Source organism: Sinorhizobium chiapasense (assembly GCF_045277575.1).
GTDB classification, from domain to species: domain Bacteria; phylum Pseudomonadota; class Alphaproteobacteria; order Rhizobiales; family Rhizobiaceae; genus Ensifer; species Ensifer chiapasense_A.
The window spans coordinates 995,295-1,013,225 of sequence record NZ_CP144206.1 but is presented as its reverse complement, the minus strand read 5'-3'; the positions used below and the strand labels follow the sequence as shown (position 1 = coordinate 1,013,225).

Sequence of the window (17,931 nt, the reverse complement as noted above, 5' to 3'; positions counted from 1 at the left end):
GCAAAACTTCAACGGAGAACGAGACATGAAGACCATCAAGGGGCCAGGGCTCTTTCTTGCGCAATTTGCCGGCGATGCGGCGCCGTTCAATTCCTGGGACGCGATCACCAAATGGGCGGCCGATTGCGGTTACAAGGGCGTGCAGGTCCCGAGCTGGGATGGACGGCTGATCGACCTGAAGAAGGCGGCGAGCTCGAAGGCCTATTGCGACGAGTTCGCCGGCACGGCGCGCGAAAACGGCGTCGAGGTGACGGAACTGTCGACGCATCTGCAAGGCCAGCTCGTGGCCGTGCACCCGGCCTATGACGAGGCCTTCGACGGTTTTGCCGCCACGGAGGTGCGCGGCAATCCCAAGGCACGGCAGCAATGGGCGGTCGAGCAGGTGAAGCTGGCGCTGACGGCCTCGAAGAACCTGGGCTTGAATGCGATGGCAAGCTTCTCCGGCGCGCTCGCCTGGCCCTTCGTCTATCCCTGGCCGCAGCGGCCGGCCGGTCTCGTCGAGACCGCCTTCGACGAGCTGGCGAAGCGCTGGAAGCCGATCCTCGATCATGCTGAGGACTGCGGCGTCGACATCTGCTACGAGATCCATCCGGGCGAGGACCTGCACGACGGCATCACCTACGAGATGTTTTGGCAGCGCACCGGCAACCATGCCCGCGCCTGCATGCTCTACGACCCGTCGCACTACGTGCTGCAGTGCCTCGATTATCTCGACAACATCGACATCTACAAGGACCGCATCCGCATGTTCCACGTCAAGGATGCGGAGTTCAACCCGACCGGACGGCAGGGCGTCTATGGCGGCTATCAGGGCTGGGTCAACCGCGCCGGCCGCTTCCGCTCGCTCGGCGACGGCCAAGTGGATTTCGGCGCGGTGTTCTCGAAGATGGCGGCCAACGACTTTGCCGGCTGGGCGGTGGTCGAATGGGAGTGCGCGCTGAAGCACCCGGAGGATGGCGCGCGCGAGGGTGCCGACTTCGTCAGGCACCACATCATCCGCGTCACCGAGAAGGCCTTCGACGATTTCGCCGGCGGCGGCACCGACGAGGCGGCGAATCGGCGCATGCTGGGGATCTGAGGCTTTTCCTTGTGGCAGCGCTTGAGAGTACTTTTCCGTCCTGCGCTTGAGGCCGTCCCTGCCCAGGGGCGGCTCAAAGCCGCTCCGGCTGGCTGCGTGCACAAGGCGGAAAGGGCCGGATGCAATTAGATCCCGAACGGACGACCCGATCTGATGCCGTGGTTCACCGCATCCTCGTCCGCCGTTCTTCCTTGAGCCAGCGGCGGATCTCCTCGGAATTTGCCCTGCCGGCCCGCGGGCCGTGGATGGTGACGGAGCGAGAGGCGGCGGCGACGGAGAAGTCCAGCGCTTCTTCGATGGTCTGACCTTGCGACAAGCACCAGGTCAATGCGCCTCCAAACGTGTCGCCGGCGCCGGTAACGTCAACAACGTCAACCGGAAAACCGGGTAGGCGAAGAACGGTGTCGCCGTTACTGGCCTCGGCGCCATCCGCGGCGAGGGTGCGGACGGCCCAGTCGATATTGTGCTCCTGCATCCAGTCGCCGATGATAGTGATTTCGTCGTGACCGAAGGCGGCACGGAAACCGACCTGGTTAAAGATGACGACCGCGGCACCGGTGAGGTAAGGCATATCTTCCGGCAAGCAGCCGCCGACATCGAGATCGAAGATGACGCGTCGGCCGTGTTGGCGCAGATCTGCAAGAAGGTCGGCTTGTTTGAGGACCCCTTGATCCGTCCGCGCATGGAGACGGCGCACACGATAGAGTGTCGTGTAGAGAAAGCCTGGTTGGCGCAGCGCCCCGAGAGCGGCTGCGTCGAGCCACATCGGCTGCTCGCCCATCTCCACCGTCAGAACGACATGTTCGCCATCGACGAGAAAGATGAAGTTCCTCGATTCCGGAATGGCCGGATCGATCAGCATGTGGTCGACACCGACCCCGTTCTCCTTCAAATCGGCGATCAGTCGTTGCGATAGGGAGCTATCGTTGAGCAGCGAGATGAACTGCGTCTCGCCGCCAAGTCCAGCATGTACGACGGCGGCATTGGCAATGGAGCCGCCGGCTTCGGCCGGTAACTCCTTGACCATGCCCTTGTCGGCGCGGCCCGGCCAGCGATCGGTGGTGTAGTATTCGTCGAGGGCCACGTCGCCGATGAAGAAGCTTGTCATGCGATTGGTCCTTCGCCTGGAACGGCTTGCACCAGCTTCGAGCCGCCGGAAACTGGCACCCATGGGCTCTCGCCGAGGCCGCAAACGGCCATCCAGTAATAGGGCGCAGCGCCGGAAACACCCCGGCAGGCATCGTGCCAGACGTTGCGTTTCATCACCACGACCTGCCCGGGCATGACTACGAAGGCTTCGATGTCATCGCGATGCGGCGCGGCGCCATCCGAGGCCGGTGCTACCGCGAGAATTACCGCTTGGGCGAGGCAGAAGATCGCCTCTTCGGTTTGTGGATGCCGCTCCATTGCGCGGCAGTGCCACGGCGCGCTGCCGCCGCGGGTGACGCCGAGATGGCCGCGACCGTCGATCAAAGGTGTCTTCGTAAAGCCGTCATGCCAGCCGTCGCCGGCGGTCCAGATCGCCTTGGGGTCTGCGTCGCCGGTCAGGTCGTAGACCTTGCCGTATCGGGAAAAATTCTCGGCCGTGACTGGCTGGGCCAGGACCGTGTCGGCGGCGGTCATGCGGCACTCCTGATCGCGCGCACGACACGCATCAGCCCAGCGACATGGGCGGCCTCGACGCGGCCTGTGTCCTTATGGTCGTGCTTGAACCAGCTACCCACGACGGCGCCATCGGCCTTTGCCAGTTGCTCCGCGGCATTGGCTTCGGTGAGGCCAGCGCCGATCAAGAGCGGTGTCGTTCCGCCGGTCGCGGCGCGGAAGCGCTCCACCTTCTCCATGTCAGTCGGCTGGCCCGTTGCGTTGGAGGTCACCACCAGGCCGTCGCAGCGCGCCGCGCCGATGCGCACGTCTTCCGATTCCGGCCGCCCGGACAGAACCGGCTGGTATTTGAACCGGACGCCACCCAGCAACAGTGCGGAAACGCCTTCGCGTCGTGCGGCAAGGGCGGCTGCGAAGGGTTCGTCCGCATCCGGCGGCAGGTGGCCGGCGACGGAATCTACCTGGATGAAGGAAACGGGGTACCTTCTGGCGAGCACGAAAGCGCGCGCGTCGTCCCGCAGAACGTTGACGCCGATGCGGGTCCCGAGGTCGAGGCCGAAAAGCCGCTCCAGCACCCGCTCAACATCCTCGGCATCGCCGAAATAGTTCTCGACGACCAGTCCGTCCACACCTTCGCCTGCCATGATGCGGGCCTCTTCCTCGGCCTGGGCGAGTTTGGCGGCCGGGCCGTCGCCAGCAAGGTGCAACATGCCGAGGATGGGCTTTTGGGTCGTGAAGGTGTCGCCGAAGCGGCTCATGTCTTGTTCTCCTGCGCGCTGTGTGGCGCAGTCTCGCGGCCCCAGCGCGTTGCGAATTTCATCTGGACCGCCGGCGAGTAGACGATCGACGTGCGCTCGACCAAACGGTCGTCGGCATCGAGCACATCCCCGCTGGCGCAAAGGTAGCCCGGCACGTCTGGCGCCGGGGCGAAGACCTCCTTGAGACGATCGGAGGCAGGCACGACGGTCAGCAGCAATTCCGAGCGCAAGGGGTGGCGGTCATAGTCGCGGCGCAAAACCTCGTAGAGAGATTGCTCCGCGAAATCGTAACGCTCGATGCCCGGATAGAGGGCGAGGTCGAGCTCGGACGTGTCGACGTTCAGCCATGTCACGCTGTCGTCGTTGGCAAGCCCGCGGGCGCGCACCAGCAAGAGTTCGCCGTTCTCCACCCGGTGTTCCAGCACCCGCGTCACCGGACGCTGGCCCTGTCTGCGGGCAAGCTCCGTGAAACTGCCGAAGTTCCAGATGTTGTGGCTGATCGGCCGGTGCGACACGATCGTGCCGCGGCCGCGAACCTGTTGGACCAGCCCTTCCGACACCAATAGCGCCATCGCGTTGCGCACGGTGGTTCGGGCAATCCCGAACTGGTCGCGCAACTGGTTCTCCGAGGGAATGGCTTCGCCTTCGGAGAAATCGCCGCTGAGGATCGCAGCGCGCAGCGCCCGATAGAGCTGCCGGTAGAGCTGCTCGCTCGAATAGAGATCGAGGCGCAGCCTGGACAGTCGATCGTCCGGGCGTTCACCCGCTGCGGTTGAGGCGTCTGACATGGAAGTATGGGTCAAGGCAGGCTCCGGCGCGTTTCTCGTTACTTCGTGGCTCCGTTTATCTTGAACTCTTCGACCGCAGCCTGTTTCAAGCCATAGTGGTCGAGGATCTGTGCATAAGTGCCATCGGCCTTCATCGCGTCGAGCGCGCCCTTGACCGCATCGCGCAGTTGCCCGTTCGCCTTGGCGAACGCGATGCCGTAGTGGTTGGCATCGCCGACGTCGCCGATCTGGTAGAACTTGTCCGGCTCCTGCTTCATCAGGTCGAGCAATCCTTCGAGACCGATGACGGAGGCCTGAGCGCGGCCCTGGCGGATCTGCATGATGTGCTCGGCCTGGGTCGGGATCTGGATGACGGTGATCAACTTGTCCGGCGCGCAATTGGCCTTTCCGACATCTTCCGCCCAGGTGACCCAGCTCGTGCCCGTCGCGACCGCGACCGTCTTGCCGCAGAGATCGGCTTCGGCCTTGATCTCGCCCTGGTGATCGGCGGTCGAGTAAAAGACGTTGCCGGTCTTGAAGTAGTCGATGAAGTCGAGCTGCGTTTGGCGCTCTACCTTGTCGGAGAAGGCGGTCATGATCAGGTCCGAACGACCGGTGACGACCTGCGGGATCAGTTGCGGGAACTCGACGTTCTGGAACTCAGCCGTCAGCCCGAGCCGCTCGGCGATTGCCTTCGCAAGATCGATGTCGAAGCCTTTCAGCTCCGTCGAGCCGGCATCGCTATATTCCATCGGCGGATAGGCGAGGCTGATCGTGACATTCAACTTGCCGACATCGCGCACGGCATCCGGCAGTGCGGCGACCAGTTTCTCGTCGGCTGCACGCGCAAAGCTCCCCGCGGCAAGGCTGATGAACGTGGCAGAGGCAAGCCCCAGAACCATCGGCAGCATTCGTTTCATTCCTGTTCTCCCTTTATTGAACTCTTTTCATCAGGCCAGCACCCGGCTGAGGAAGCTCCGCACGCGCGGATCGCCGGGGTTGCTCAGAACTTGCTGGGGCGCGCCATTTTCGCGGATTTCGCCGTCGATCATCACGACGACGCGCTCGGCGACCTCGCGGGCAAAACCGATCTCGTGGGTGACGACGATCATCGTCGTGCCGCCGCGCGCGAGATTGCGCATTACCTCCAGCACCTCGCCGACAAGTTCCGGATCGAGCGCGCTGGTCGGCTCGTCGAACAACATCACGCGCGGCTCCATGGCGAGCGCGCGGGCGATGGCCACCCGCTGCTTCTGGCCGCCCGAAAGCTGCGACGGATAACTTGACGCCTTGGCGGCCATGCCGACCTGCTCCAGCAAGCCCATGGCGCGGGTCTCGGCCTCGCTGCGGCTCAGGCCGCGCACCACCATCGGCCCTTCGATGACATTACCGAGCACAGTGCGGTGCGCGAAAAGATTGAAATGCTGAAACACCATGCCGAGCTGGCTTTGCTGGGCGCGCAGCCGCTTGACCGGCAATTCCTGAAGGGCGCCGCGGCTGAGCTCGTAACCCATGATCGCGCCGTCCACCCAGACATAGCCGCCATCCGGCGTCTCCAAGTGGTTGATACAGCGCAGGAACGTGCTCTTGCCGCTACCCGAGGGCCCGAGGATGCAGAGCACCTCGCCATAGGCAACGTCCAGGTCGAGGCCCTTCAGGACCTCGTGGCTGCCAAAACTCTTGCGGATACCGACCGCCTTGACTGCGAGGCTCATGCTTCACCCGCCACGGCGGGACGCCGCGCCCATCCCTTGAACCAGCGGCGATCGCTGGTGGTCGCTGCGGCGTCGCGGCCGAAATGACGCTCAAGATAATATTGGCCTATCGAGAGAACGGTGGTGCCGGCCAGGTACCAGACGGCGCAGACGAACAGGAGCTCGATAACGGCGCCGTTGATGAAGTAGATGCGCTGCGCCGCGTTCAGCATCTCGCCCATGGCGATGGTGGCGGCAAGCGAGGAGAACTTGAGCATGCCGATCGCACTGTTGCCGAGCACCGGCAGGATAAGCCGCAGGGTCTGAGGCAGAATGATACGCCGCATTGTCTGACCGGGTGTCATGCCGAGCGTATGGGCTGCTTCCTTCTGGCCCCTGTCGACCGAAGCGATGCCCCCGCGAACGACCTCCGTCAGATAGGACCCTTCGTTGACGCCGAGGCCGAGGACGGCGGCGACGAAGGGCGTCACCACATCGACCATACGGGCATCGACGAGACCGGGAATGTAGAGCCTCGGAAAGACCAGCGCGATGTTGAACCAGATGAGAAGCTGCAGCAGCACCGGCGTGCCACGGAACACCCAGACATAGAGCCATGCGGCAAAGCGCAGGATCGGGTTTTCCGACAGCCGCATGATGCCGAAAGCGAAACCCAGCAAGACGCCGAGCACCAAGGCGCAGGCGGAGATCAGGAGTGTCCAGCCAAACCCGGTGACGATGACGCCCGCCGTCAGGAACTCTCCGACCACAGTCCACTGGATCTGTCCGACCGCGAAAGCGCGTCCGATCACGGCAAGCAGCAGGATGACAAGGCCGCCACTGATCCACCGTCCCGGGTGGCGCAAGCGACGGATGGCGACGTCTGGACCAGGAAGGTCGGCGAGGGACAGCGCGGACGCTGAGGGTGACTGAGAGTGGTGCATGGCATCCGCTTGTAGGGTTAGGCCTACAACTTGATAGAGGCACGCCTAGGAGGGAGTCAAGCGGGCATCCGGAGAATATTTCTCGCTGCGCATATTCGGGCTGAACACGCTACAGGATTGGAAGCCAACCGCTGCGAATGGCGGCATTCTCAAAATGCCCGCCGCGGCTACGGCGGGCCAGGTGAGAGCGATCCGCTTCTGAAACTCTTGATATTTCGGCCGAATCTCGCCGACCGCGGCAGTGAGAATCGACAAGACCGGAGTGCTCTATAGGCGTTGCCATATCGGGCAGTGGGCGCGCCCGTGATGAGCGAGACCTGAAACGTCTCGCACGCTGCCGGTGCTATGCCCAGCCTCACGCTGATGGCAGCAGGGCGCGATCGGCCGGCCATGCTCTTCCGCCCAGTGGGATTCACTCTTGCCTATTTTTCCCGCAGCGCCCGACGCAAGTTCTGCGTGAGCGGCTCGGCAAGGTAGGCAAGCACGGTGCGTGCACCCGTCCGGATCATCGCCTCGCTTGTCATGCCGGGCAACAGTTTGCGGCCTTCGAGCTTGGCGAGCTCGCTCTTGTCAATCAACACGGTGGCGGCGAAGTATGGCGCCCCGCTGCGTTCCTCCACCATGCGGTCCGCCGATACGATCCCCACGGTGCCGTCGAGTGGCGGCAGATTGTAGCGAGCGAAGGCCGGGAAGCTGACACGTGCCGGCTGACCGGGGGCGATCGTCTCGACATCCTCCGGCTTGACCATGGCCTCGATCACGAGTTGCTGCCCGAGCGGGACCACCGTCATCAACGTTTCGCCGGGTTTCACGACGCCGCCGGCGGTGTGGACCTTCAGATCCATGACGATGCCGTCGACCGGCGCGACGACATCGGTGCGGGCAAGCACGTCGTTGGCGGAACGCTCCTGCTGTTTGAGGTCGAACAGTTCCGCCTCGACCTTGCTCAAATCCTCGACAGCCTCTTTCAGCCGCACGGTGTTGAGGTTCAGGATCTGCGCGTCAATCTCGGCCATGGCGCTTCTGGCACGAGCGATCGCTGCGATATTGGTGGCGCGCTCTCCCTCGATCTCCCGCTGTTGCCGTCTGAGCAACAGGTTCCGCTCGCGGGTCGTCAGAGCCTTCCTGAGCAGAGCCTCAAGATCCTTGGTTTCTCCTTCGAGCGCCTGGATCTGCCTGTCCTCGGTCGCAACGAGTGCCTCCAGTCCCGTTATCTCCTCCTCGGCCTGGTGGCGGCGCTGTCCGAGAATGAACCGCTCGTCACGCAAATTGCGGCGCTTGGCCGCGAACACGTCGCGCTGAGTGGCCACCGCGTCCTTAGCGGCAGTCGCAGTGTTGTCGAGGAGCGACGGATCAAAATCGATCTCGGCCTTGCCGTCGCGCTCCGCCCTGAGTCGGGCGGCGAGGGCCTCACGCGTTGCAATCCGGTTCCGAACTAGGTCCAGTTGAGCCTTTGCCTGCGTGTCATCGAGCCGAACGAGAACCTTGCCGGCCTTGACGATGTCACCGTTGGCGGCGTTCAACTCCGCGATGATGCCGCCCTCGAGATGCTGGATGAGCTTGCGGTCGCCAGCGACCTTGACAACGCCCGGTGCCACTGCCGCGCTGTCTAAAGGTGCAAACGCCGCCCACCCTCCTGCCGCACCGAAGAAGAGGAGCATGATCGTGAACCCGGCCCAGGTCACGCCCGCGAGACGCAAGGGTAGCGGCTGAGGTATCGAAGGCGGCGGGGCGGGTAACGGCACAACGGTCATATCTGTTTCCGCTCCGATGGTTGTGCAGCGCCTGCATCCGTTCCTGAGACACCTCCGACGACAAGGCTTCGGACGGCGAATTGACGTGCCGCACCGGGGGCGCGGTCCTGGTTCGCCGCTACGGTCGGGACCTGAACCACCTCGCGGCTGCGCCGGGCGAGTTCGTTGAAGACATGGTCACGCGGACCGAAGAGATCTTGCTGGCCCCGGTTGAGAACGAGTATCTTGTCAACCTTTTCCATGACGCTCGGCCGGTGTGCGATCAGGATGATCGTCGTGCCTGTCGCCTTGATCGTGCTGAGGGCTCTGATCAATGCCTCCTCACCTTCGCGATCGAGGTTGGAATTTGGCTCGTCCAAGATAAGAAGTGCCGGGTCGCCGTAGAGTGCTCTCGCCAACCCGATGCGTTGACGTTGGCCACCTGAGAGTGCAGCGCCGGACTCGCCGATCTCGGTAGAGTAGCCTTTCGGCAAGCCCTTGATCAGTTCGTGAACGCCCGCCAACTGCGCGGCTTTGACCACATTGTTGAAGACCGCCGCATCGAGCTTCGCGAAGCGGCAGATGTTCTCGGCGACCGTGCCGGCGAAGAGTTCGATGTCCTGCGGCAAGTAACCGACATAGCGGCCACGGTCCTCCGCCGCCCATTGGGCGACGTCCATGCCATCCAGCAAAGCGCGTCCCCCGGATGGGCGCCAGGCACCGGCCAGTATCCGCGCTAAGCTCGTCTTGCCGGCTGCACTTGGGCCGACCAACGCCATGACCTCGCCCGGTTTGAGCTGGAAGCTGATCCCTTTCAGGATATGTTCGCCGCCTTGCCGGGCGAGCATGAGGTTCTCGGCCTCAAATCTACCCTTCGGCCGCGGGAGCGGCAGAACCGTTGTGGCCTCCAGGTGCTTACCGGCAACTGCGGCGAGACGGCGGTAAGCTGCCCGCGCCCCGACCGTCGCCTTCCAGGTGCCGATCGCCTGCTCGACCGGGGACAACGCGCGCCCCATGAGAATCGAGGCGGAGATCATGATGCCCGGCGAGGCCTCGTTGCGGAGGACGAGATAGGCCCCAAGGCCCAGGATCGCCATCTGCAAGGCCAACCGGTGACACCGCGCAATGGCCGCGATTACGCCGCCACGGTTGGCGGCGAGAACCTGTCCCTGGTTTGCCTCATCCTGCTGTGCCTTCCACCCCTCCAGCAGCGGCTTTAGCATACCCATCGCCTGCACGACCTCCGCATTGCGGATGGTCGCCTCGGCCTGCACGTAGGCGCGCGACTGGGCGCTTTGCGCCTCGGTCAACGGCTTGCGTGTGAGGTATTCATTGAGCAATGCCAACGCGAACAGGACGATCCCGCCGCCGAGCGCCAACCAACCGAGCCAAGGGTGCATGAGGAATATGGCGCCGAAGAACAGCGGCGCCCAGGGCGCGTCAAGGATCGGGAAGATGCTCGGGCTGGTGAAGAAATTCCGCACTTGATCCAGGTCGCGCAATGGACGGGCATTGACCTGACCGGGTGCTGAGGCGGCATATTCTACCGCTGCTGTAAGGAGCACCGGCGCCAACCGCGCGTTCATCCAGGATCCGACCATGGCGAGCAGGCGCCCGCGCACGATCTCCAGCCCGGCCATTGCGGCGAGGGCGCCTGCCGCCATCAGCGACAGCATCGTCAGCGTTTCCAGGCTGTGGCTGGACAACACGCGATGGTAGACTTGGAGCATGTAGATCGCGCCGGTCAGCATCAGCACGTTGATGCCAGCACTGAAGCAGATAAGGGGCCGGATGGCGCGGCTGGCTTCCTTCATCACAACTTGCAGGGCAGGGCGCTGTTGGCTGGTTTTCATCATTTGCATCTCTGACTATGTGCGTCCGGCAGAGCCCATCCCGGCATGGCACCCCGCGCAACAGATCACGGGGGACGGGCCGGGCTGCCCCCCGTGGAGAAATGTCAGGCGATGTCAACAAGTATGTGCTGCGTCGCTGTCTGGTCCGCGTCCGCGTCCACGACCTGGAATGCGAAGTCGAGACTGGCGTCGATTGTCCCGCTGGTCTGCTGGACAAACCCGATGTCGACGATCTTCAGGACATCGTTATCGGTCGGGTCGAAAGCGGTCAGGTTGGTGGTGGCATGGCTGCCGCCATTGTCCCCGGTCGCGCCGATGAGATCGATGGCGTTACCCGTCAACCCATTGGCGCTCTGCATGATCTGGATGCCCTGTATCTGGTAGGTCTCGCCGGCGACCGTGTAGTCGTTCTGTTCGATGATCAGCAGGGCATCGTTGTTATCGAGCGTGAACTCGGTGTTGTACGGGAAGGGGATATTGGCGTTCCCCTTGACCAGATCCGCATTCTCCACGTTGACCGCTCTCGTCACCTCGTTCCCGTTGGCATCCTTCAGGTCGAGGATCAGCACCAGGTCTTCACTGTTGCCGATGCCATCGAATTTGATGACGACGCCGCTGGCGCTCGTGGTCGGATCAAGTCGCTCAGTACCACCCCCGGGGGCGTTCGGGTTTACATCTGACAGAATGTTCTCTTCGAAGAACCGCAGGGTCAGAAGTTCACCCTTCTGGATCGTGTCGCCGGCAACGCCGTTTGTCGCTTGGGTTGCACTAACCCAGTCTTCGTTGGCGTTGGTGACCATATCATGGGCACCCTGCGTGAATGCCGTATCGGTAGGCGGTCCATTCGGTGCTCCGTCGCCGGTTGAGTTGAACCCGAACCCGATCTGCCGGGTAATCGAGTTCCCGGTGAACTGAACAAAGAACGGATCAGGATCGTTGTTGGCCGTGAGTTGTTCCGCCACGATCAGCGGATGACCGCTGTTGCCCGTGGGCTGCTTAGCCAGCAACTCATTGGTGTGCAACACATCGAAGCTGAACCCGTCGATCACGTCCGTCAGGGTGAAAGTATAGGTGTGGGCCGCCTTGTCGAAGACAAGCGTGCCGCCAGCCGTTGCGTCCTGCACACCGGCCGTGATCGGATCCTTGTCGTAGTGGAATGAGAAATTGAACGACGCGGATGCCGCGGTCTCAGCCGTGAGGGTTGCGACCGCCTGGGTGATATTCGGATTCTGCGCGTTGTCGACAATGCCGGTGAGCCCGATCTGGATGCCCGTCAAAGCACCGTTGATATCGACGAAGTCGCTGACGCCCGCCGCATACTCTGCGGCGGTGTGCTTGTCCGTCATGTCGTAGCCAAAGGCCCCGGTGGCCGACGCGTTGAGCGTGTTGGCCAGCGTCTCGTGGGACCCAGGGGCACCGGTCTGGTCACCGTCGAACGGTACCGTAATCGTCGGATCGGTGTCGTTGAAGGTCAGCGACAGACCTGAACTCGCGCTTTGCTCAGACACGACGTCTTCGTCGCCGTCCGTCACCGTCACCGTCGCCACGACGTTGATCAGACCGCTGAGGTCGAGGGTGTTGTCCTCGCCCACGCCCTGCGGCGCGTTCGAGTGCTCAAGGGCAACCGACGACGTCAGTGTCACCGTCGTGCCGGACAGTGTCACCGTGAACGCCGTCGCATCAAGCACGGTGTCACCATCGCTGTCGTACTGACCCGAGATCTGGTTGGCCGAGTCGGCCACCAGCGTGATCGCATGGTTGCCTTCCGTAGTCTGTAGCCCTGTCGCCGTTGCGCCCGCGAGCGCCAGTGCGTAGCTGACATTCGTCGTCTTGCCGTCGACCGCGCTTGCGTTGAAGGTCGGGGGCGTGATTGTCACCTGGTTCTGCCCACCAGCCCCGCTTGCCTCGCCCACCTCGGCAGCGCCGACCACCGGGGCGGCCGTGATCGAAAGCGTCGGATCAGTGTCCCCGATGGTCAGCGACAGCGCCGAACTGGTGCTTTGCTGCGACACGACGTCCTCGTCGCCATCCGTCACGGTTACCGTTGCCACGACGTTGATCAGGCCGTTGAGGTCGAGCGTGTTGTCCTCGTTCACGCCTTGCGGTGCGTTGGAATGCTCAAGGGCGACCGACGACGTCAGCGTAACCGTCGTCCCGGAGAGCGTCACCGTGAACGCCGTTGCATCCAGAGATCCGTTGCCATCGCTGTCGAACTGGCCCGAGATCTGGTTGGCCGAGTCGGCCACCAACGTGATCGCATGGTTGCCATCCGTGGTCTGTAGCCCGGTCGCCGTCCCGCCAGCCAGGGCGAGTGCGTAGCTCACATCCGTCGTCTTGCCGTCGACCGCGCTTGCGTTGAAAGTCGGGGCGGTGATCGTTGCCTGGTTCTGTCCGCCAGCCCCGCTCGCCTCGACCACCTCGGCGGCGCCGACTACCGGTGCTGCCGTGATAGAAAGCGTCGGCCCGGAGTCATCGAAGTTGATGAATGAGCCGACCTCTTCAGTGTGGGCGTTGGGAGTTTGCGACGTGAAATGGAACTCTGTGATGTCGCAGCCTTCGTTCGCGTCGACCCCCGTAACCGTCAGGCGGTCCATCTGGCTGGCGGTCGTGATATCGACGGTTGTGACGTTGTCCAGCCCGGTGATGGTGACGGCGTTTCCAGTGCCGCTAAGGCCAGTGATGGTAACGCTGCCGCTGCCCGTGGCATAGGTGCCATCGGCGGTGATGGTGGTGGCAAACCCGGATTTGCCCGTTAGCTTGACGCTGACGATGTCAACGGCATTGGTCGTTGTTCCGTCGTAGAAGTCCGATCCTTGCTCGTTGCCGGTGTTGTCAAAGGCCTTGATAGTGATGTCCACCCGCAGGTTCGGATTTGAGGGCGTGATCTGGTTGATCGTGAACCCGGCCTGCGTGACGTTGTCGAGATGGCTGCCGTACTGGATTTGCGAGCCACTACCCGCGGCGAGATTGCCGCCGGTGACAAAATCGACCTGGAGCGTTTCGGTCGGATTTATGCTTTGGTTATTGACGCCGAACCCTTGCGTACTCACGTTGGCGGTGGCATTTGCTGAATTCACGAAACCCGTCACAAGCAACTGCTTGGAGGCGTCGGTGGGCGAATTGATCAGGTAAAAATCATGATTGCCGGGCGCGGCGTTCTGGCCTGTGAAACCAACCACAGTCGTCCCGGAGACCGAGGCGAAGACCTTGTCAGTCAGATCGATCCGTTCATCGATTTGGTCCGGATCCGGATGGAACAGCGGCACGTATTGAACGAGGTAAAGATCAGCATTGCTATTGCTTGTCGGATCCAGCCCAAAGGCGAAGGCCAGCGGTCCGGTCTCATCGGGCTCGGCGGCCGGGTCGGAAGTGCCAATGACGCCGATCACGACGTTTGGGTGCGTCGGATCCTGGAACAGCCAGACATAATTGCCATCGACCGTGCGAATGCCGCTGTTCACGCCGACGGTGGTGGAAAATGGCGTTCCGGAGTCATTCTGCGCCAGAATGACCGAGTTGATGGTTTCCCCGGCGCTCGCCGAGGCCTGCACGAAATTGGCTTGATAGGCGACCTCAGGTGAAGTCAGCCCGCCCGGATCGTCGAGGCTTAGGAGATACAGCAACGTGGTGTTGGTGCTGGCCGACGAGTCAATATCGTCGTCCGTAAGCCCCGTGCTCTCGTCGATGATGATGTCTTGAGTCAGAATATCCAATGCCATCGATCAATCTCCCAATAGAACGAATTGGCCAAAGAAAGAGAGCCCAGCCACCTAGGCGACAGGGCTATCTTCCACTTCGATAAGCAGATTTTGTCTGGTAAATATTCCCCTCACGCGTGTTATCATCACGCATTGTTATGCGCTCTACTATGAGGCTATTGATTTAGACTTGGACGCTACGCCCCTTCTTCGGGCCCTTCAAGTCATCCGTAATGACTAGCTAATATACCGAAGGTTGTGCTACGCTTCGAAGTCGGATCAGCTCATCGGCATTGATAGCGTTGCCGCTGGACAGTCGAGCCGTCACAAATGTCGCGGAAAGGAACGGGAGCACATGAGGCGTCGTCGTTTTCAGTGCGAATGCAACCACGAGGAGCTTGATGCCATGGCCCAGAGTCGCCCGGAAAGGCGTCGCAAGCGACTCTGGAGCCACTTTTGCGACCTTGGCGGTGGATGACGCCAAGGTTGTATCAGGATATTCCGCGATTGAATTACCCGGCAAGGAGAGTAGGACCTTTGCCGCCTCATATAGGACTTAGGTCCCATATGGCGGAGCCTTCGACAACGAAGCCGCCAACTAATCTACTCCTCAACCCGCTGCAACTAGCCCATTGTGGCACAGTCACGCAATCGAAGTGCCGAAGACCGGAGCGACCGGAACGCGCGTCAATCGAACTAAGACCTTTGCCGCAACGAATGAGACTCAAGTCCCATGGCGGACACTTTGGCGCCACTCTACTTTTGGAGACGCTCCATACGCCGGAGCGGCAGTTTCCAGGACCGCCCTACGGTATGCCTACAACTGGGTCAACCAGGAGCCTGCACAGATCGGCAACCCTGACACTTGGCCCCTTCGCTTACCTCAACGGCTCCACAGGGAGAACTCCTCAAGGGGCCGTCTTTTTTCGCCAGACCGGGGCACCGGGCTCAATCCGACAACAGCCAGCAGAACAGGCTCAGGCGCGTCTGCCGAGCTGATCCGCCGGATCCGCACCCACGAATCCCCGCCCGGTCTTCCGACCATAGTCTGGCTTGGATGGGACGAAGGTCCGGCCGGGCTGGGGGAAAGGTCCTGTGCAGGCAGGATCTTTGCGGGGGCGAGTTGACTGTGCGTCTCGGTCGGGAGCAAAGTCGGTCCGTTGCCCGCCGCGCTGAGTGCGCTTTGCGCACGAAAAGACCTTGGAGATATGATGATCACGCGTCGGATGATCCTGACAGCATTCTGGCCGGCAGTCTGCACCCTCGCCATCTCTTTACCCTACAGCCTCGAAATGTCGGCCGCCGGGCCTACGATCGTCAATTCCGAAGCCTTTGCCAACAATGGCAATGGCGGTGGAGGCGGGGGCGGCAATGGCGGTGGGAACGGTGGAGGAAATGGTGGCGGAAACGGGGGCGGGAGTTCAAATGGCGATGATCGCTCCAACTCCAACAGCGACCGTTCCAACAACTCCAATCGTGGCAACGCAAAGGCCAAGGGAGAGGATGTCGGCGTTCGCCACGAAGGCGGCATTACCGAAGAAATTGCGAATGGCCGCTACATCATGAAGGATGCCCGCGGACGCACCATCATCAACCGCCGCGCAACGGCGAGCGATAGAAAACGAATAGATTCGTTCCTGCATTAGCCGGCGGCGGTCGCACAAAGCCGGTTATGCGGTCCTGGTTCGATGTGGATCAGACGTCGCGCGCATCGCGCAGCACCATCGCCGCTTCGGTGCGGTTGGCCGCCCCCAGCTTCGTCATGATCTGCGTCATGTGATGCTTTACGGTCTTTTCCTGGAGGTCCAGTTGGATTGCAACATGCTTGTTGCTCATGCCGGCTGCCACCAATTCCAAAACCTCCCGTTCACGAGGCGTTAGGTTGGCGACCAGGCCAGACTTGCTACCGGCCGCCGGTGCCCGGCTGGACAGAAGCTTGGCCGACAGGGTCGGCGCAACGTAGCGGTCTCCCGAAGCCACTGTGCGGATGACGTCGGCAAGTGCTCTTGCGCCAACGCCCTTCAGCACATAGCCGGTGGCCCCTCGATCCAGTGCAGTTGTCACGTCATCGCCGTCTTCGGAAACGGTGAGCATGATGATCTTCTGCGAGGGGACGATTCCCAAGACCGCCGGTATCGCCTCCAGTCCGCCGCCGGGCATGGAAATGTCCATGAGCATGACATCCGGCCGGAGGCTCCCAGCGATCCGGGTGGCATCATCCTTCGAGCTACCCTCGGCGACGATCTCGAAGCCCTCGATCTCCGACAGGCTCCGGGTCACACCTTCCCGAAACAAGGGGTGATCGTCCACGACGGCAACGCGAATTGGAAACACCATAATTGTCATAGCTCCTTGACGCTTGTCGTCATGCGAACGGTTGTCCCGGTCGCCGCTGTGACGACCTCGAATGTTCCTCCGAGACTTTCGATCCGTTCTCTGAGGCCGGCAAGACCAAGACTTGAGGGCAGAACTGTGTCCGGATCAAAACCGGGCCCATTGTCCACAACCTCGATCATGACGCGGTCGCCATCCGTCCGCTGGAACACCCGTTGCCCAATGCCGCCGCCGTGACGAAAGCCATTGTTGAGGGTTTCCTGCACGAACCGGTAGATGCATATCTTCGCGGCGTGCGAGAGGCGTTCGGGAGGCTTGGTCAACTGCAGTTCGACCGGCGACCCCGTCCGCTGCTGATGCGCCTTTACGCACCGCTCGAGAATTTCAGTCAGACCCGCCGTCTCTATCTGCGGCAGGACCAGTCCGCCGCAGATCGTACGGATCTCCTGCATCGCCTCGTCCAAGCTCGCCTTTATCGCAGCGATTTCGCGATCACGCGTGGCGACCGGCATCTTGCTGCGCTTCAAGGCTTCACTGTCCAACCTGAGCGACGCATAGGCCACGAGTTGGGCAGGGCCATCGTGCAGGTCCGCCCCGATGCGCCTCAGATAGCTTTCGTTCAACGCCGTGGCGCGCTGCGACGCGCGCTGGAGGCGACCCCGCAAGATTTCATTCTGGGCAAGCGATGCCGAGAGCTCATCGACCCTTTGCTTGAGGGCATGGCGCTGGATCTCGATCGTCTTGCTGCCGCGAAGCACGATTGCCGACAGCACAACAAAGAAGGCAAGCGTGAAGGCTGCGACCGCCAGCCAGGTGTGCATACGCGCCTGATTGAGACTTTGCTGAAACTCATTGGCAACTTCGTGGAATTCCGACACGGCAACCACCTGTCCGGACCAGGGCTGCAGCACGGGATTGTAAATAACGAGCGCCGGCACGGCCGAACCTTTGTCAGCCGCTGCTTCTCCTTCCGGATCGAAGCGCGCGGCCATCTTGCCGGAGAATGCGGTTTGCAGTTCACCGCTGAGCCCGACCTTCGTACCGACAGCGGCCCGATCGCTCGCATAGAGGAGAGTACCGTCCGCGCGCCAAAGGCGAAAGGAGAGAAGTCGATCGCCCAGTGCCCCCTGGCCAAGGGTCTCGTCCAGCGCGCGAGCCACGGTCTCGTCCAGGACTTCATTCTTCTGCATGTCGGGTAGCAGCGGCGCGATCACGCTATCGACGTAGAGTGCTGTCGTCGCGGCCGAGTTTCGGGTGACGGCGTCTTCGATTCTGTTCGAAACGAAGGCTCCGATCAGCACCATGGCGCATGCGGCAACGACACCTCCGATCAGCAAGAACTGCGTGGCAAGCGATTGCGAATTCCAACGGGCGATGAGTTGATTGACGCGCACCAGGTCTCTCGGATCGGGCCGCCGGTTCGTACGGCGTGACGATTGTAGCAAGGCCACGCCACCCTAACCACTCTCA

At 62.2% G+C, this 17,931-nt stretch carries 14 protein-coding genes; 2 read left to right on the top strand and 12 right to left on the bottom strand.

Translation table 11 applies throughout. From position 1 onward, the window contains the following. The first annotated feature begins 25 nt into the window (after positions 1 to 25). On the top strand, positions 26 to 1,078 hold the full coding sequence (locus QM996_RS23555; protein ID WP_334198439.1) for a sugar phosphate isomerase/epimerase family protein: 1,053 nt from the start codon (positions 26 to 28) through the stop codon (positions 1,076 to 1,078). Positions 1,079 to 1,241: 163 nt separating this feature from the next. Here QM996_RS23555 and QM996_RS23550 read toward each other — a convergent pair whose 3' ends face one another. The 10 genes from QM996_RS23550 to QM996_RS23505 all read right to left on the bottom strand — a co-directional run bounded on the left by QM996_RS23550 (position 1,242) and on the right by QM996_RS23505 (position 14,148). Then, a complete protein-coding gene (locus QM996_RS23550) occupies positions 1,242 to 2,186 on the bottom strand; it encodes a carbohydrate kinase family protein (protein ID WP_334198438.1) in 945 nt (314 codons plus the stop codon). After that, positions 2,183 to 2,701, bottom strand: coding sequence for an ureidoglycolate lyase (locus QM996_RS23545; RefSeq protein WP_334198437.1), 519 nt, complete (start codon positions 2,699 to 2,701; stop codon positions 2,183 to 2,185). Before QM996_RS23545 ends, QM996_RS23550 begins: the two co-directional genes overlap by 4 nt. Beyond that, positions 2,698 to 3,438: a BtpA/SgcQ family protein gene (locus QM996_RS23540; protein WP_334198436.1), complete on the bottom strand. Its 741-nt coding sequence runs from the start codon at positions 3,436 to 3,438 to the stop codon at positions 2,698 to 2,700. Before QM996_RS23540 ends, QM996_RS23545 begins: the two co-directional genes overlap by 4 nt. Next, positions 3,435 to 4,241, bottom strand: coding sequence for a GntR family transcriptional regulator (locus tag QM996_RS23535; protein ID WP_334198435.1), 807 nt, complete (start codon positions 4,239 to 4,241; stop codon positions 3,435 to 3,437). Before QM996_RS23535 ends, QM996_RS23540 begins: the two co-directional genes overlap by 4 nt. A gap of 23 nt (positions 4,242 to 4,264) precedes the next feature. Then, positions 4,265 to 5,125 (bottom strand): ABC transporter substrate-binding protein, encoded by an 861-nt coding sequence (locus QM996_RS23530; protein ID WP_334198434.1) that lies wholly within the window; start codon positions 5,123 to 5,125, stop codon positions 4,265 to 4,267. 30 nt (positions 5,126 to 5,155) lie between these two features. After that, positions 5,156 to 5,920 (bottom strand): amino acid ABC transporter ATP-binding protein, encoded by a 765-nt coding sequence (locus tag QM996_RS23525; protein ID WP_334198433.1) that lies wholly within the window; start codon positions 5,918 to 5,920, stop codon positions 5,156 to 5,158. Further along, positions 5,917 to 6,843: an amino acid ABC transporter permease gene (locus QM996_RS23520; RefSeq protein WP_334198432.1), complete on the bottom strand. Its 927-nt coding sequence runs from the start codon at positions 6,841 to 6,843 to the stop codon at positions 5,917 to 5,919. The genes QM996_RS23525 and QM996_RS23520 overlap by 4 nt, the downstream gene beginning before the upstream one ends. A 422-nt stretch (positions 6,844 to 7,265) precedes the next feature. Continuing rightward, positions 7,266 to 8,597, bottom strand: a complete 1,332-nt coding sequence (locus QM996_RS23515) for an HlyD family type I secretion periplasmic adaptor subunit (protein ID WP_334198431.1) — start codon at positions 8,595 to 8,597, stop codon at positions 7,266 to 7,268. Further along, complete coding sequence (locus tag QM996_RS23510; protein ID WP_334198778.1) at positions 8,594 to 10,429, bottom strand: type I secretion system permease/ATPase; 1,836 nt, start codon at positions 10,427 to 10,429, stop codon at positions 8,594 to 8,596. The genes QM996_RS23515 and QM996_RS23510 overlap by 4 nt, the downstream gene beginning before the upstream one ends. A 104-nt stretch (positions 10,430 to 10,533) precedes the next feature. Beyond that, a complete protein-coding gene (locus tag QM996_RS23505; RefSeq protein WP_334198430.1) occupies positions 10,534 to 14,148 on the bottom strand; it encodes a beta strand repeat-containing protein in 3,615 nt (1,204 codons plus the stop codon). A 1,139-nt stretch (positions 14,149 to 15,287) separates the two neighbouring features. Here QM996_RS23505 and QM996_RS23500 point away from each other — a divergent pair. Further along, the gene (locus QM996_RS23500) at positions 15,288 to 15,773 is read left to right on the top strand and encodes a hypothetical protein (protein WP_500270485.1); all 486 of its coding nucleotides are present in this window, start codon (positions 15,288 to 15,290) and stop codon (positions 15,771 to 15,773) included. A 49-nt stretch (positions 15,774 to 15,822) separates the two neighbouring features. Here the strand turns inward: QM996_RS23500 and QM996_RS23495 are convergent, their stop codons facing one another. Beyond that, positions 15,823 to 16,464 carry a LuxR C-terminal-related transcriptional regulator gene (locus tag QM996_RS23495; RefSeq protein ID WP_334198428.1) on the bottom strand — a complete coding sequence of 214 codons (642 nt, stop codon included), beginning with the start codon at positions 16,462 to 16,464 and terminating at the stop codon, positions 15,823 to 15,825. A 5-nt stretch (positions 16,465 to 16,469) separates the two neighbouring features. Continuing rightward, complete coding sequence (locus QM996_RS23490) at positions 16,470 to 17,855, bottom strand: sensor histidine kinase (RefSeq protein ID WP_334198427.1); 1,386 nt, start codon at positions 17,853 to 17,855, stop codon at positions 16,470 to 16,472. Positions 17,856 to 17,931 lie beyond the last annotated feature (76 nt).

Coding starts and splice junctions, on each gene's coding strand:
- QM996_RS23515 (WP_334198431.1), bottom strand. CDS start 8,597: ATGACCGTTGTGCCGTTACCCGCCCCGCCGCCTTCGATACCTCAGCCG.
- QM996_RS23550 (WP_334198438.1), bottom strand. CDS start 2,186: ATGACAAGCTTCTTCATCGGCGACGTGGCCCTCGACGAATACTACACC.
- QM996_RS23545 (WP_334198437.1), bottom strand. CDS start 2,701: ATGACCGCCGCCGACACGGTCCTGGCCCAGCCAGTCACGGCCGAGAAT.
- QM996_RS23540 (WP_334198436.1), bottom strand. CDS start 3,438: ATGAGCCGCTTCGGCGACACCTTCACGACCCAAAAGCCCATCCTCGGC.
- QM996_RS23505 (WP_334198430.1), bottom strand. CDS start 14,148: ATGGCATTGGATATTCTGACTCAAGACATCATCATCGACGAGAGCACG.
- QM996_RS23510 (WP_334198778.1), bottom strand. CDS start 10,429: ATGAAAACCAGCCAACAGCGCCCTGCCCTGCAAGTTGTGATGAAGGAA.
- QM996_RS23525 (WP_334198433.1), bottom strand. CDS start 5,920: ATGAGCCTCGCAGTCAAGGCGGTCGGTATCCGCAAGAGTTTTGGCAGC.
- QM996_RS23520 (WP_334198432.1), bottom strand. CDS start 6,843: ATGCACCACTCTCAGTCACCCTCAGCGTCCGCGCTGTCCCTCGCCGAC.
- QM996_RS23495 (WP_334198428.1), bottom strand. CDS start 16,464: ATGGTGTTTCCAATTCGCGTTGCCGTCGTGGACGATCACCCCTTGTTT.
- QM996_RS23555 (WP_334198439.1), top strand. CDS start 26: ATGAAGACCATCAAGGGGCCAGGGCTCTTTCTTGCGCAATTTGCCGGC.
- QM996_RS23530 (WP_334198434.1), bottom strand. CDS start 5,125: ATGAAACGAATGCTGCCGATGGTTCTGGGGCTTGCCTCTGCCACGTTC.